Source organism: Thermaerobacillus caldiproteolyticus, assembly GCF_013761245.1.
Lineage (GTDB): Bacteria > Bacillota > Bacilli > Bacillales > Anoxybacillaceae > Thermaerobacillus > Thermaerobacillus caldiproteolyticus.
Genome location: NZ_JACDUT010000001.1, coordinates 572990 through 587005, shown reverse-complemented (window position 1 = coordinate 587005; position 14016 = coordinate 572990). Strand labels below are relative to the sequence as shown.

The 14016-nt window shown below is 42.6% G+C and carries 14 protein-coding genes; 12 read left to right on the top strand and 2 right to left on the bottom strand.

Features of this window, described 5'->3' with window-relative positions; genetic code table 11:
* Positions 1-37 precede the first annotated feature (37 nt).
* Together trmB and HNR31_RS02965 are read left to right on the top strand one after the other, a co-directional pair.
* Entirely contained in the window at positions 38-715 is a 678-nt protein-coding gene (gene trmB, locus HNR31_RS02970) for a tRNA (guanosine(46)-N7)-methyltransferase TrmB (RefSeq protein WP_181554755.1), read from the top strand.
* Between the two features lie 70 nt (positions 716-785).
* Complete coding sequence (locus HNR31_RS02965; RefSeq protein WP_181554754.1) at positions 786-1628, top strand: YtnP family quorum-quenching lactonase; 843 nt, start codon at positions 786-788, stop codon at positions 1626-1628.
* A 55-nt stretch (positions 1629-1683) separates the two neighbouring features.
* Here the strand turns inward: HNR31_RS02965 and HNR31_RS02960 are convergent, their stop codons facing one another.
* Positions 1684-1980: a PepSY domain-containing protein gene (locus tag HNR31_RS02960; RefSeq protein ID WP_181554753.1), complete on the bottom strand. Its 297-nt coding sequence runs from the start codon at positions 1978-1980 to the stop codon at positions 1684-1686.
* Positions 1981-2107: 127 nt separating this feature from the next.
* On the opposite strand from HNR31_RS02960, the gene HNR31_RS02955 reads away from it, so the two are divergent.
* The 8 genes from HNR31_RS02955 to murC all read left to right on the top strand — a co-directional run bounded on the left by HNR31_RS02955 (position 2108) and on the right by murC (position 10778).
* A complete protein-coding gene (locus HNR31_RS02955; RefSeq protein WP_181554752.1) occupies positions 2108-3184 on the top strand; it encodes a M42 family metallopeptidase in 1077 nt (358 codons plus the stop codon).
* Between the two features lie 63 nt (positions 3185-3247).
* Complete coding sequence (locus HNR31_RS02950) at positions 3248-3778, top strand: DUF84 family protein (RefSeq protein WP_181554751.1); 531 nt, start codon at positions 3248-3250, stop codon at positions 3776-3778.
* Positions 3779-3801: 23 nt separating this feature from the next.
* The gene (locus HNR31_RS02945; protein ID WP_181554750.1) at positions 3802-4122 is read left to right on the top strand and encodes a thioredoxin family protein; all 321 of its coding nucleotides are present in this window, start codon (positions 3802-3804) and stop codon (positions 4120-4122) included.
* 88 nt (positions 4123-4210) lie between these two features.
* Positions 4211-5008 (top strand): DUF1444 domain-containing protein, encoded by a 798-nt coding sequence (locus HNR31_RS02940; RefSeq protein WP_181554872.1) that lies wholly within the window; start codon positions 4211-4213, stop codon positions 5006-5008.
* A 163-nt stretch (positions 5009-5171) separates the two neighbouring features.
* A complete protein-coding gene (gene ytpR, locus HNR31_RS02935) occupies positions 5172-5777 on the top strand; it encodes a YtpR family tRNA-binding protein (RefSeq protein ID WP_181554749.1) in 606 nt (201 codons plus the stop codon).
* A 95-nt stretch (positions 5778-5872) separates the two neighbouring features.
* Positions 5873-8113 (top strand): DNA translocase FtsK, encoded by a 2241-nt coding sequence (locus tag HNR31_RS02930; RefSeq protein ID WP_181554748.1) that lies wholly within the window; start codon positions 5873-5875, stop codon positions 8111-8113.
* 50 nt (positions 8114-8163) lie between these two features.
* Positions 8164-9261, top strand: coding sequence for a nicotinate phosphoribosyltransferase (locus HNR31_RS02925; RefSeq protein ID WP_181554747.1), 1098 nt, complete (start codon positions 8164-8166; stop codon positions 9259-9261).
* 215 nt (positions 9262-9476) lie between these two features.
* A complete protein-coding gene (gene murC, locus HNR31_RS02920) occupies positions 9477-10778 on the top strand; it encodes a UDP-N-acetylmuramate--L-alanine ligase (protein ID WP_181554746.1) in 1302 nt (433 codons plus the stop codon).
* Between the two features lie 1058 nt (positions 10779-11836).
* Here murC and HNR31_RS02910 read toward each other — a convergent pair.
* Positions 11837-12952 (bottom strand): aminopeptidase, encoded by a 1116-nt coding sequence (locus tag HNR31_RS02910; RefSeq protein ID WP_181554744.1) that lies wholly within the window; start codon positions 12950-12952, stop codon positions 11837-11839.
* A 169-nt stretch (positions 12953-13121) separates the two neighbouring features.
* On the opposite strand from HNR31_RS02910, the gene HNR31_RS02905 reads away from it, so the two are divergent.
* Both HNR31_RS02905 and HNR31_RS02900 read left to right on the top strand, forming a co-directional pair.
* Complete coding sequence (locus HNR31_RS02905) at positions 13122-13571, top strand: DUF948 domain-containing protein (RefSeq protein WP_181554743.1); 450 nt, start codon at positions 13122-13124, stop codon at positions 13569-13571.
* On the top strand, positions 13558-14013 hold the full coding sequence (locus HNR31_RS02900) for a YtxH domain-containing protein (protein WP_181554742.1): 456 nt from the start codon (positions 13558-13560) through the stop codon (positions 14011-14013). Before HNR31_RS02905 ends, HNR31_RS02900 begins: the two co-directional genes overlap by 14 nt.
* Positions 14014-14016 lie beyond the last annotated feature (3 nt).

The following is a 14016-nucleotide window of genomic DNA, read 5'->3' as shown; positions in this document are numbered from 1 at the left end:
CGTTGACAACGACAAACAAAGAAACAGAGGTGTCTGTATGCGTTTACGTAACAAACCTTGGGCAAAAGATAAAATTGCCGCTTACCCGAATTATGTTATTCCAAATCCAGAGCAATATAAGGGAAAATGGAACGAAGTATTTGGAAATAATCATCCTATTCATATAGAAATTGGAACGGGAAAAGGCCAGTTTATTACTGGGATGGCAAAAGCAAATCCACATATCAATTATATTGGAATTGAGCTGTACGAAAGTGTCATTGTTTCGGCATTAGATAAGCTCATTGAAAACGAATTGCCGAATTTGCGTTTATTAAATGTGAACGCCAAAGATTTGCCGAATTTTTTTGCGCAAGGGGAAGTAGAGCGCATTTATTTAAATTTCTCAGATCCGTGGCCAAAGAAGCGGCATGAAAAGCGGCGTTTAACGTATCAAGCATTCCTTGAGCTATATGAGCAAGTATTAGTCGATGAAGGGGAAATTCACTTTAAAACCGATAATCAAGGGTTGTTTGAATATTCGCTCGTGAGTTTCTCACAATATGGATTAGTGTTAACATATGTTAGTTTAGACCTTCATCATAGTGATTTTGTTGGAAATATTATGACGGAGTATGAAGAAAAATTTGCCGCCAAAGGGAATCGCATTTATCGCTGCGAAGTGAAATACCCGTCTAAAAAACGATGTGAAAACAATGAGGCTGTCTCTCCATAGATGAGACAGCCTCTATTTTTATTTTCGAAACATTCGTGGAATGGTACACTAAATAATGAGGTGATGGGAAGTGGAACAATTAAAAATTGGAGATGTGACGATTACATGGTTAAACGGAGGGGTGACGCATTTAGACGGAGGCGCAATGTTCGGTGTTGTGCCGAAGCCGCTTTGGTCGAAAAAATATCCGTGCAATGACAATAATCAAATTGAATTGCGTACTGATCCGCTTCTTGTGCAAGTGGATGGAAAAAACGTATTAATTGAATCAGGAATTGGCAATGGGAAATTGACAGATAAGCAAAAGCGCAACTTTGGGGTTACCGAGGAATCCAATATCGAGCAATCTCTCGGCCAACTCGGTTTAACAACGAACGATATTGATATCGTATTGATGACTCATATGCATTTTGATCATGCATGCGGCTTGACGAAATGGGAAGGGGAACGGCTTGTTTCCGCATTTCCGCGCGCACAAATTGTTACATCTCAACTCGAATGGAATGAAATGAGACAGCCCAATATTCGCTCGCGCAATACATATTGGAAAGAAAATTGGGAAGCGGTCGTCGATCAAGTGGTTACATTTGAAAAGGAAATAGAAGTCGCAAGCGGCATAAAAATGGTTCATACGGGCGGCCATAGCGAAGGGCACTCGCTTGTACTCATTGAATCAGGAGGAGAAACGCTCATCCACTTGGCAGATTTGCTGCCGACGCACGCCCATCAAAACATCTTATGGGTAATGGCGTATGACGATTACCCGATGACATCCATTTTTGAAAAACAAAAATGGATATCGTACGCGATTGAACAACAAGCATGGTTTACTTTTTACCATGACACGTATTATCGGGCATTAAAATGGGGCGAAAGCGGCGAAATCATAACGAGTCTTCAACGAAACCGTTAGCAATAAAAACAGGGCGCCTTCTATAATAGGAGCGCCCATACGGATCATTTAGCTTTCAGATTGGGCGCGTTTCGATAATTGTTCCTGTATACGCGTCGATGAGAAACTCGTGTTGTTCGTCACCGCGGCAAACGCCGCCTTTATATACGGTATAAACGATATTGTTTTTTTTGTATGGTTCCGGCTTTGTTTGAATCCACGAACCGCTGATCGGGGCATATTGCTGAAACGCCGTTTTGGCTAATGATAGTGCTTTTTCCGATGAAATCATTTGCTTATTCAGTAGTGTTTTGACAACGTACGCAGCAGCGAAACCAACCGTAACACCAGCGAAAAAGTTTTTCCAACTCATTTTTAAACCTCCGCTACTATAGTCTATCGTTTAGTATATCTCATTTTTCAAAACAATGTAAGAAAAGTGGAAAACAATTCAGTCGTTCGTTAAAATAAAAATGGATACGGAAAAGGGGTTAGAGAACATGAATGAGGAAACACTTCAGTTATTTAAAACATTAACCGAGTTGCCGGGAGCGCCGGGCAATGAGCATGCGGTGCGGCGTTTTATGAGGAAAGAATTAGAAAAATATGCTGATGAAGTTGTACAAGATCGGCTTGGCAGCATTTTTGGTGTGAAGCGCGGCGATGAAAGCGGTCCGACTGTTATGGTGGCGGGACATATGGACGAAGTCGGCTTCATGGTGACGGCGATTACCGATAACGGCATGATTCGTTTCCAACCTCTCGGTGGATGGTGGAGTCAAGTCTTGCTCGCTCAGCGCGTACAAATTATTACAGACAATGGCCCTGTCATCGGCGTTATCGGCTCGGTTCCGCCGCATTTGCTTCAAGAAGAACAGCGGAACAAGCCGATGGAAATGAAAAATATGATCATTGATGTTGGTGCAGATGATCGGGAAGATGCGAAAAAAATGGGCATTAAGCCGGGGCAGCAAATTGTGCCGATTTGCCCATTTACGCCGATGGCAAATCCGAAAAAAATTCTTGCTAAAGCGTGGGACAATCGTTACGGCTGCGGATTGGCGATCGAGCTATTAAAAGAATTAAAAGACGAGACATTGCCAAACGTGTTATATTCAGGAGCGACCGTTCAGGAAGAAGTAGGGTTACGAGGAGCGCAAACAGCAGCCGCTATGATTCAGCCGGATATCTTTTTTGCGTTAGATGCCAGCCCGGCGAACGATATGACAGGTGACAAAAAAGAATTTGGTCATCTTGGTAAAGGAGCGCTTGTCCGCATTTACGACCGTTCAATGGTGACACACCGCGGCATGCGCGAGTTTGTATTAGATACAGCGGAGACGAATAACATCCCATATCAATATTTTGTTTCACCGGGCGGCGGTACGGATGCCGGACGAGTACATATTGCCAACAGCGGTGTTCCTTCCGCAGTCATCGGCATTTGTTCACGTTATATTCATACACATGCTTCCATCATTCACGTCGATGATTACGCAGCGGCGAAACAATTGTTAATCGAGCTTGTGAAAAAATGTGACAAAGCAACGGTGGAAGCCATCCGTCAAAATAGTTAAGAAAACGGAGAAGTCTTGCCCACAACAAGGCTTCTCTTTTTCCGTGAAAAGGAGTGACAAGCGATGAAAAAAATCGCGATTGGTACAACGAACCCGGCAAAAGTCGCGGCAGTAAAAGCGGTGTTTTCCCATGAATGCTATGTATTCATGCCGATATCTGTATCTTCTGATGTCGCGTCGCAACCGTTTTCCGATGAAGAAACGCGCCTAGGAGCAATCAACAGAGCGAAAAATGCGTTAGCGAAAGAACAGGCAGACATAGGCATTGGGCTTGAAGGCGGTGTTACTGAAACGAAGGACGGATTGTGGTTGTGCAATTGGGGAGCGCTTGTCGATCGAAACGGTGCTGTTATTTCCGCTGGCGGTGCGCGCATTCCGTTACCATCTGAAGTGGCTGCAGAAGTCATGAGCGGCAGAGAGCTTGGTGATGTGATGGATGAATATACAGGAAAAAGAAACATTCGCCAAAAAGAAGGAGCGATCGGTATTTTTACAAATGGTTACGTCGATCGCACAGACATGTTCATCCATATCACGAAGCTGTTAGCTGGTCAATACGAATTTTTTTGTCAAAACGGACAATTCACGTTATGATAAGAAAGAAAGGAGATAGGCGCATGAAAACGATCGAAACCGCTGTACAATATAAAGAAGTGAAAGATACAAAGAAAGCGATTTTCGTTTTTTCGGCTGATTGGTGCCCGGATTGCCGGTTTATTCAACCATTTTTGCCGGAAATTGAACAAGCATTTTCTGATTACGAATTTTATTACGTTGACCGCGATAAGTTGCTAGAGGTTTGTCAAGAAGAAAACATTTTTGGCATTCCAAGTTTTGTTGCTTATGAAAACGGCAAAGAACTTGGCCGCTTTGTCAGCAAAGATCGGAAGACGAAAGAAGAAGTGGAGCAATTTATTCGCGGATTAGGCCGTTCATAAATGAAGAAGTGGCGTGATTTGATTCAAGACAGCACATTTGGACAGCGGTCGCGAAGGATGTCGGAGAAAGTAGGGAACAATGATGAAAATGAACAGCAAACGAATGTATGAAGAAATTAAAAAAAAACTTGCTCGCGACGACTGGGCGTTTCGTTTTGACAGTAAAAAAGACACGCTCCGCATTGAGAATAAAGAAACGAAAAAAGGTGTTACAATCTCTCTTCCTGGTATTATTGCAAAATGGGAAGAACAAAAAGACGAGGCGATTAACGAAATTGTATATTACATCGAGCAAGCGCTACATACGATGCATGAGCACCATACGTTGTCAGGCAAAGAAAAAGATATTTATCCCGTCATTCGCTCGACATCGTTTCCGACCAAAACAAGCGACGGAATTCCGCTTATTTATGATGAACATACCGCGGAGACCCGCATTTACTATGCGCTTGACTTGGGCAATACGTACCGATTGATTGACGAAAAATTAGTGGAACAGGAACATTGGGACGTGGAACGAATTAAGGAAATCGCCCGCTTTAATGTCCGTTCTTTAGAGGTCAAGGTAAAAGAAGATACGGTGGCTGGAAATACCTTTTATTTTGTCAACACGAATGATGGCTATGACGCCAGCCGCATTTTAAATGAGCCGTTTTTAGCGAAATTTGCAAAAAACATCAAAGGAACAATGGCGCTTGCTGTGCCGCATCAAGATGTCCTTATCATCGCTGATATTCAAAACGAAGTGGGTTATGATGTGCTTGCCCAGATGACAATGAGCTTTTTCGCAAGCGGTCGTGTGCCGATTACGGCGCTATCGTTTTTGTACGAAAACGGTGAACTTGAACCGATTTTTATATTAGGGAAAAATTATCGCAAACAATGAGAAAAGCGAAGACGTGCTTTTTCATCTGAAATGTTAGGCAATTTTAAAGATTTGACTGCTGAATATAAAGAAATAATCACTTCGTTCAGCTTTCTACGGTCATGACAAAAATGAACAATTGAGATGGTTTCTGCACATACTTTTTTAGAAAGGAAGGGAAACGATGAACGTATTTTACAATCAAGAGGGAATTGGCGATGTACTGCTCATTTCGTTGAAACCAATTAATTCAGAAAGCCGTGCGTTTGAGAAAAAAGGAGATGTGGCTCGCATTTTCGATGAAGCGACTGGAGAAACAGTAGGATATAACATTTTTAACGCTTCAGATTACTATGCGTTCACAGGAAACGGTACTGTAGAACTCAACGAGGAACTTGTTTCTGTGATTAACGATATTTTACAGAAAAACGGTTGGAACGAAAAAATCGAAGCCGACTTTTCACCAAAGTTTGTCGTCGGCTATGTAAAGGAAAAACAAAAACATCCGAACGCCGATAAGCTCAGCGTATGCCAAGTCGATGTTGGAACGGAAGTGTTACAAATTGTGTGCGGTGCTCCAAATGTCGAAGCGGGACAAAAAGTAGTTGTTGCGAAAGTTGGAGCGGTGATGCCGAGCGGTCTTGTTATTCAAGAAGCGGAATTGCGCGGTGTTCCTTCCTACGGAATGATTTGTTCGGCGCGAGAGCTCGATTTGCCAAACGCACCGCAAGAAAAAGGGATTCTTGTGTTATCGGATGAGTATGAAGTCGGGCAACCATTTACCCGATAAAATGTTTGCGACGGTCACTAGAGCACAATCTAGTGACTTTTTTTCCGGAACTGATAAAATTAAGTGGAAAAGAGGAGAGAAAGAGTGATTTTACTATGAAATGGTTGAGGCGATTGGTTCGCTATTTATTACAGGGAGAGGAAGAGGAACAACGATTTTCTTATGAAGAAGTTAAGCAAGCTGAACCTGCTTCATCACATTTAGATGTGAAAGTCACCTATCAATACCCAAAAGGGAATTTTCGTTTTCCGCTCATTCCTGATGAGCCGGCATCGGTGCGCCGGCCGAACAGCTCGGCTTTGTCGGAAATGGAAAAGAGGGGGGAACATTCTCACCGTCTTATTCGTGAAAGGCAGCGAGCGGTTGGTGAGAGCAGAGAACGCCATAGGGAATCAACGGGGGAAACGGAAAAACGACGATTTCGCCCTTCAGAAGTTCCATCGCCGATTTATGGATATAAAAAACCAACGAAGACAAGCGAAACAATTGAGTTTGAGCTATTGCCGACAACGATTGAACATAAAGGAATAGACGATGAACGAAGCGAGCCCCAACTTCTTAAACAAGATGACAACGAATTAGAGACACTTGAAGCTGTTGACCAACTTGCAACAGGAGAAGAAACGAAATCGCAAATCGACAAAAGTATCGATGAACATGTTACACAAGAAACGAATGAGCAATTGAGAGAAGAAAGCGAAAAGAGCGCGTTTTCTGAAGTCGAAGCGAGCGAGGAGCATAAAGAAGAAACGGCAGAATCTGTTTCCGAAAACAAGGACGAGCCGCTTCGAACAACCGAGGAATCTGCTCCTGTCAAATCCGTTCGCTCCCGTATTCCTTATAATGTCATCATGTTAAAACAAGATCGGAAAAAGTGGGAAGAAGCAAAGAAAAAAGAAGAAACGACAAACAGTTATCACTTTCCGCCGCTTTCTTTATTGCAACCGCCATTGGAAAAAAAGGGGCATGATGAACAATGGCTTAACGAGCAGCGTGAGCGATTAGACAAGACGTTCCAAAGTTTCAATATCGGCGCGAAAGTCGTACATTTGACCCAAGGTCCGACGGTGACACGGTTTGAGGTACAGCCGGCTCCGGGTGTAAAAGTCAATAAAATTACGAGTTTAGCTGATGATATTAAGCTCAGTCTAGCGGCGAAGGATATTCGCATTGAGGCACCGATTCCCGGAAAAAGCACAATTGGGATTGAAGTACCGAATGTACAAAGCCGCCCTGTGTTCATTCGCGAAATTTTACAAAGTGAAACGTTTCGGACAAGCGCCTCTCCGTTAACGGTAGCGCTTGGGCTGGATATATCGGGAGCGCCGGTCGTGACCGATTTAAAGAAAATGCCTCACGGATTAATCGCCGGGGCGACTGGCTCAGGAAAAAGCGTCTGCATTAATGCTATGCTCGTTAGCTTGCTTTATAAAGCCGCTCCACATGAAGTAAAATTATTATTAATTGACCCGAAAATGGTCGAGCTTGCTCCTTATAACCATATTCCGCATCTTGTCAGCCCTGTCATTACCGATGTCAAGGCGGCGACAGGAGCGTTAAAATGGGCAGTCGAAGAGATGGAGCGCCGCTATGAGCTATTCGCTCATGCTGGGGTAAGAGACATTCAAAAATACAATGAACTTGTTAAAAAAGAACAAACTCCAGAGCACCATTTGCCGTATATCGTCATTATCATTGATGAGTTGGCAGATTTAATGATGGTAGCCCCGGGGGATGTAGAGGAAGCAATTTGTCGTATCGCGCAAAAGGCGAGAGCGTGCGGTATTCATTTAATCGTTGCGACACAGCGTCCATCCGTCGATGTCATTACCGGACTAATTAAAGCGAACATTCCAACAAGAATCGCATTTTCTGTTTCATCGCAAATTGATTCGCGGACGATCATCGATACAAACGGAGCGGAAAAATTATTAGGGCGTGGTGACATGCTGTTCTTGGAAAACGGAACATCGAAAACGGTGCGCGTGCAAGGAAATTTTGTATCTGATGAAGAAATTGAACGCGTTGTCGCCCATGTGAAAGCGCAAATGTCTCCTTCTTACTTATTCGAACAAGAAGATTTTTTGAAACAAAGCACGGTGTCAGCTGAAGGAGATGAACTGTTTTATGAGGCGTGCGAATTTGTCGTTCAACAAGGAGGAGCTTCGACTTCGAGTTTGCAGCGCCGCTTTCGTATCGGGTACAATCGTGCCGCTCGATTGATTGAGATGATGGAAGAGCAAGGAATTATTTCCGAAGCGCGTGGAAGCAAGCCGCGTGATGTGCTCATTACGGAAGAGGAATTGGCGAATTTGCAGGAAAATAGTATGATATGATAGAAAAGATGGTAAAGAAATCACATTCAGACCTAGGCGAGGGAGCGACAATGAAAGAAATCGAGTTAAAATTGCAAGGAAAAATTAAGCGATTAACGAATAAAACATTTAAATTCGATGAGCGGATACGTGATGGCTGGTTTTCCGCTGTTTACTTTTTAAAAACGCGTGAAATTGTACGTGAATTTTGCCCGAATAACATTGTAACGATGCAGTTTTTCCAAAAAGAACATGCCGTATTATGCGGAACAGATGAAGTTATTGCGCTCGTGAAAACATTTGCTGATGAGCCGGAAAAATTGGAAATTTACTCGTTGAAAGACGGTGATAAAATCAGCCCGTTTGAAACGGTGCTGACGATTACGGGGCCGTACCAAAACTTCGGCTACTTAGAGGGAATTATTGACGGCATTTTAGCGCGGCGAACATCGGTGGCGACAAACGTCTATAACGTTGTAAAAGCCGCGGCATTATCGGGTGTACAAAAGCCGATTATTTTCATGGGCGATCGCGATGATCATTACACTCAGCAGGCTGGAGATGGCTATGCTGCTTTTATTGGCGGCTCTACGGCGCAGGCGACTCACGCGATGAATGAATGGTGGGGCAAGCAAGGAATGGGAACGATGCCGCATGCATTAATCCAATTGTTTGATGGTGACGTTGTTGCTGCAGCAAAAGCGTACCATGCAAAATACCCAGAAGACGATTTAATTGTGCTTGTCGATTACAACAATGACTGTATTACCGATGCGCTTCGCGTGGCACGGGAATTTGGAGATAAATTAAAAGGCGTCCGTGTCGATACATCGCGAACAATGATTGACCAATATTTTATTCGTCATCCGGAAGTACTTGGTACATTTGACCCGCGCGGTGTCAATCCGCCATTAATTTTCGCGCTGCGTGAAGCCCTTGACCGCGAAGGCTTTCATCACGTAAAAATTATGGTAAGCGGCGGGTTTAACGAACAACGGATCATCGAGTTTGAAAAACAAGGAGTGCCGGTTGATATGTATGGTGTCGGCAGCAGCCTGTTGAAGATTAATATTGGGTTTACGGGTGACAATGTTTTATTGAACGGAAAACATCAAGCGAAAGCAGGACGAAGATATCGCCCGAACCCACGTTTAGAAAAAGTCGACTAACGAGCGATACCGCATCGATTTACAGGGAAAACTGATAGGGGAGAGGCTTCTATCAGTTTTCTTTTTCTCATAGTCTTTCCTTTAAAATAGTGTTATAATGATGAAATGTGAGTATACATAATGCACTCAAAGGAGCATAAATCAAGGCAAATGGCAAATCTACATGAACGTCATATACTGTCTTACAGATAGACGATTGTTGGAGGTTCTTCGATATGACAGTTTACCATTTCGTTGGCATTAAAGGAACGGGAATGAGCGCTTTAGCGCAAGTTCTTCATGATATGAATTATACGGTTCAAGGTTCGGATGTAGAAAAGCGTTTTTTTACTCAGAAGGCATTAGAGGAGCGGGGAATTCCGATTTTGCCATTTAACAAAGAAAACATTAAACCAGGCTATACGGTCATCGCCGGAAACGCCTTCCCTGACACGCATGAAGAAATTCAAGCGGCATACGAATTAGACGTTCCCGTCATTCGTTATCACCGCTTTTTAGGAGAATTTTTACAAAAGTTCACAAGTATTGCGGTCACAGGGGCGCATGGAAAAACATCGACAACAGGGTTATTAGCTCACGTCATGCAAGGAGCGTACCCAACTTCTTATTTAATTGGTGATGGATCTGGAAAAGGAATAGAAGAAAGCAAATATTTTGTGTTTGAGGCGTGTGAATATCGCCGCCATTTCTTGGCGTATTCCCCAGACTATGCAATTATGACGAATATTGATTTTGACCATCCTGATTATTTTGCTGATATTGACGACGTCTTTCAAGCGTTTCAAGAAATGGCTTTACAAGTGAAAAAAGGAATTATCGCTTGTGGAGATGACGAGCACTTGCAAAAAATTCAAGCAAAAGTGCCAGTATTGTTTTATGGATTCGGGGAAGATAACGATTTTCAGGCGCGCAATATCGTCAAAACAACGGAAGGCACATCGTTTGATGTATTTGTTCGCAATACGTTTTTTGCATCGTTCGAAATTCCGCGCCACGGTGACCATAATGTGTTAAATGCGCTTGCAGTGATTGCGCTTTGCCATTATGAGGAGATTGATGTTCACATTATTCAAGAACGATTAAAAACGTTCCAAGGAGTCAAGCGCCGCTTTAGCGAAAAGCAACTTGGTGATCAAATTTTGATTGATGATTATGCCCACCATCCGACCGAAATTGTCGCGACGATTGACGCGGCAAAACAAAAATATCCGGATCGAGAAATTGTAGCGATTTTCCAACCGCATACGTATACAAGAACCCAGGCGTTTTTACATGAATTTGCTGCAAGCTTGCAAAGGGCGGATCAAGTCTATTTATGCGACATTTTTGGCTCTGCGCGCGAACATTACGGCAAACTCTCGATTCAAGACCTGCAAGCGAAAATTCCTAACGCGCGTTTAATTCAAGAAAACGATACATCCGTATTAAAGCAACATCAACATGCTGTACTTATCTTTATGGGAGCAGGAGACATCCAAAAATTCCAAGAGGCGTACGAGCAGACGGTACATTCATAAAAATGAGGCAGGAAAGTACCTGTCTCATTTTTTCTTTATGTAGCTCCGCCATTTCTGCTTGATGAAACGATATCATGCGGAATTTTTTACGAATATTCTATTTTTTAAAAGGCGGGATATGTAAGAATATTCGTGATTAGTGCTATTAACGTATTATTCATTTCTCTGTTAGGGCATTTAGTGGTTGTCTAGTTTTCTTTATGATCTAAAGAGGAAAAAAGAAATAAGAAAAATATTGGCGTTTCGCTATATCACAAAAAGCATGTGGGAAAAAAGAGGTAATGATCGAATTTTTATGGGATCTCGAATTGAATGTTGGTCTAAGAGCGGAATAAGACATTAATGCAGACAATGCGCCTGTCTTCTATCAAAAAGAGAGCAATAACAAAAATGGCAGAAATTTAGATTACCGCCGTCCGGTGAAGAATTGTGTCGAATGCTATCGTGATGAATACGCACAATTTACTAACAGGAGATATGCTATTTGTGAAATTGGTGACAGAGAATGTGAAGCCAATTTCCTTTGTTGCCGCATTTAAGGTTGATTTACCTCACCTTTTGCATTTATTGTTGATTTTGGTAAAGCTGATTCCGCAATTTTAATAAGGTGATTTGGTGTAATGCTTTGGTAATACCCAAAGGATAACTGAAATCCAAGTACATAAGCGGAATGGAAATGGATTCGATAAATGGCCACTGTCCCATCATTTAATGTAAATTTTTTGTCATCCCGCTTTATTTTCAAACCTTTTTTCTTCGTGAACAAAAAATTTTAAATCATTCTTTAGCGCACTATGAAGTGAAACGGCCATTCCTTTGGCGGCCTGACTTTTGTTTATATTGAGCGCTCTCAATAGTTCTTTGTTGTCCAGCTTGCATAAAAGAAGTAGTATGTAGTGGGAGCGTAGCACGTTGAAAGGTTAAGAAAAGCACAACTCTCACCATTCCAAACGGCTTCACTTTCCTGTCGTTTTGGTAGCTTTGTTTTAAGTATGTACAGTCCGCCCAAAAGAAAACGAGCCGACAAATTTCTTGTGCCGACTCGTTCATCTTAACGTTTATTTTAAGTTTTCCGGGTTTAACGGCTCCAGCTCTGGAATGACGAAGCGGCCGTCTTTGCGGATAAGCACGTCGTCAAAGTAAATTTCACCGCCGCCGTATTCAGGGCGCTGGATCATGACCATATCCCAATGGATGTTGGAATGGTTGCCGTTGTAGGCTTCATCGTAACATTGGCCCGGTGTAAAATGGAAGCTGCCGTCGATTTTTTCGTCGAACAAAATATCTTGCATTGGATGTTGAATGTATGGATTCACTCCGATGGCAAATTCGCCGATGTAGCGTGCTCCTTCGTCTGTGTCGAAAATTTTGTTAATGCGCTCCGTATCGTTTGCCGTCGCTTCAACAATTTTGCCGTCTTTAAACGTTAGCTTTACATTTTCAAATGTAAAGCCTTGGTATGGAGATGGTGTGTTGAACGTAATCGTTCCGTTGACGGAATCGCGAACAGGAGCGGTGTATACTTCGCCGTCTGGAATGTTCATTTGTCCTGAACATTTAATTGCCGGAATCCCTTTAATCGAGAACGTTAAATCTGTTCCCGGACCGGTAATCCGTACCTTATCGGTTTTTTCCATTAAGGCGACAAGCGCGTCCATTGCTTTGTCCATTTTGCTGTAGTCAAGGTTACATACGTTAAAATAAAAATCTTCAAATGCTTCGGTGCTCATTTTCGCGAGCTGCGCCATCGATGGATTTGGATAGCGAAGTACAACCCATTTCGTTTTCGGCACGCGAATTTCGCGGTGCACTTTTTGCATGATTGTTTTGCCGTGAATTTTCATTTTATCATCTGGGACATCGGCAAATTCGTTAATGTTATCGCCAGCGCGCAAGCCGATATACGCGTCCATATTTTTCATGACGTTCGCTTCAAATTCCGCCATCATCTCGAATTGTTCTTCCTGGGCGCCAAGAAGAAGCGCGCGATCGACTTGGTGATCTTTTAATAATACGAACGGATATCCTCCAGCTGCGTATGCCTCGCGGACGAGAGCGATGACGAGCTCACGCTGCAATCCGAAGTTTTCGATTAATACTTTTTCTCCTTTTTGTAGGCGAACGGAATAGTGAATTAACGTTTTCGCCAATTGCTCAATACGTGGATCTTTCATTCAATGACGCCTCCAATTTATCAATATGTACAATAATTATTGTAACCGATTTGGCTCGATTTGTTGAATAAATGTTCTTGCAGGAATTTGTCGATAAAAAGGCGAACTGTTTTAAAGACAAAATGTCGGGTAAAAGAGATAAGCCTGTTGCAAACAAGGAGGTAAAGCAGTGAAAATTATTTTATACTTAAGTGTAGCACTCATTGCAATATCGTTTTTTCTGTTAGTTGTCTATATTGCGAAGACGCTTACTGTGCTTCAAGAGACGATTCGACGTTTAACAGCGACCATCGATAGTCTCGAAAAGCAAGTGCAGGGCATTACATCGGAAACGACGCAATTGTTGAAAAAAACGAATATGCTGGCCGACGATGTGCAGCGAAAAGTCGAAGGGCTTAATTCGATCGTGCGTGCCGTGAGCGATATCAGCTCTACCGTTCAATCATTTAATCAATCGTTGCAACAAATTTCGACATCGGTCACGAAACAAGTAGAAACTCATCAAGAAAAAGTTGTAAAAGTGATGCAATGGGGAAATGCTTTTCTGGAAATATGGGAAAAATGGAAAGAGAGAAAGCAAAAGAATATGAAGGAGGCACAACCACATGGCAAAAAATAATGGAGGATTTTTGTTGGGAGCGATTATTGGTGGCGTTGTTGGTGCAGCCACGGCCGTATTTTTAACAAGCGAGAGAGGAAAAAAATTGCTTGAGGATATGAATCAAACAGAAAATCTTGAGCAAATCAAAACGACCGCAGCTGAATGGTTAGAAATCGCGAAGGAAAAAGCGAAAGAAGTCGGACAGTTTGTGCCAATCGGAAAGAAGGATGAGTCTGCGTACTCAAGCAGATCTTTCACAAATGACACTGACCTGAAATCCGAAAAGGATGATAAGTCTGCGTCCCCATCTGAATCTGCTCTTTCGGAAGTGACATCGATTCCGATTCCTATTCAATCGAAGGAGGACAGTAAAGAAAATATTGAAATACTGTTGAAAGAAGCAGAAGCTGCCTTCAACGATGCCGAGAAAAAATTACAAAAGCCTAATGAAGAGGAGTGAGCC

Coding starts and splice junctions, on each gene's coding strand:
- HNR31_RS02930 (WP_181554748.1), top strand. CDS start 5,873: ATGAAATGGTTGAGGCGATTGGTTCGCTATTTATTACAGGGAGAGGAA.
- HNR31_RS02955 (WP_181554752.1), top strand. CDS start 2,108: ATGAATGAGGAAACACTTCAGTTATTTAAAACATTAACCGAGTTGCCG.
- trmB (WP_181554755.1), top strand. CDS start 38: ATGCGTTTACGTAACAAACCTTGGGCAAAAGATAAAATTGCCGCTTAC.
- HNR31_RS02900 (WP_181554742.1), top strand. CDS start 13,558: ATGGCAAAAAATAATGGAGGATTTTTGTTGGGAGCGATTATTGGTGGC.
- HNR31_RS02960 (WP_181554753.1), bottom strand. CDS start 1,980: ATGAGTTGGAAAAACTTTTTCGCTGGTGTTACGGTTGGTTTCGCTGCT.
- HNR31_RS02925 (WP_181554747.1), top strand. CDS start 8,164: ATGAAAGAAATCGAGTTAAAATTGCAAGGAAAAATTAAGCGATTAACG.
- ytpR (WP_181554749.1), top strand. CDS start 5,172: ATGAACGTATTTTACAATCAAGAGGGAATTGGCGATGTACTGCTCATT.
- HNR31_RS02910 (WP_181554744.1), bottom strand. CDS start 12,952: ATGAAAGATCCACGTATTGAGCAATTGGCGAAAACGTTAATTCACTAT.
- murC (WP_181554746.1), top strand. CDS start 9,477: ATGACAGTTTACCATTTCGTTGGCATTAAAGGAACGGGAATGAGCGCT.
- HNR31_RS02940 (WP_181554872.1), top strand. CDS start 4,211: ATGAACAGCAAACGAATGTATGAAGAAATTAAAAAAAAACTTGCTCGC.
- HNR31_RS02945 (WP_181554750.1), top strand. CDS start 3,802: ATGAAAACGATCGAAACCGCTGTACAATATAAAGAAGTGAAAGATACA.
- HNR31_RS02950 (WP_181554751.1), top strand. CDS start 3,248: ATGAAAAAAATCGCGATTGGTACAACGAACCCGGCAAAAGTCGCGGCA.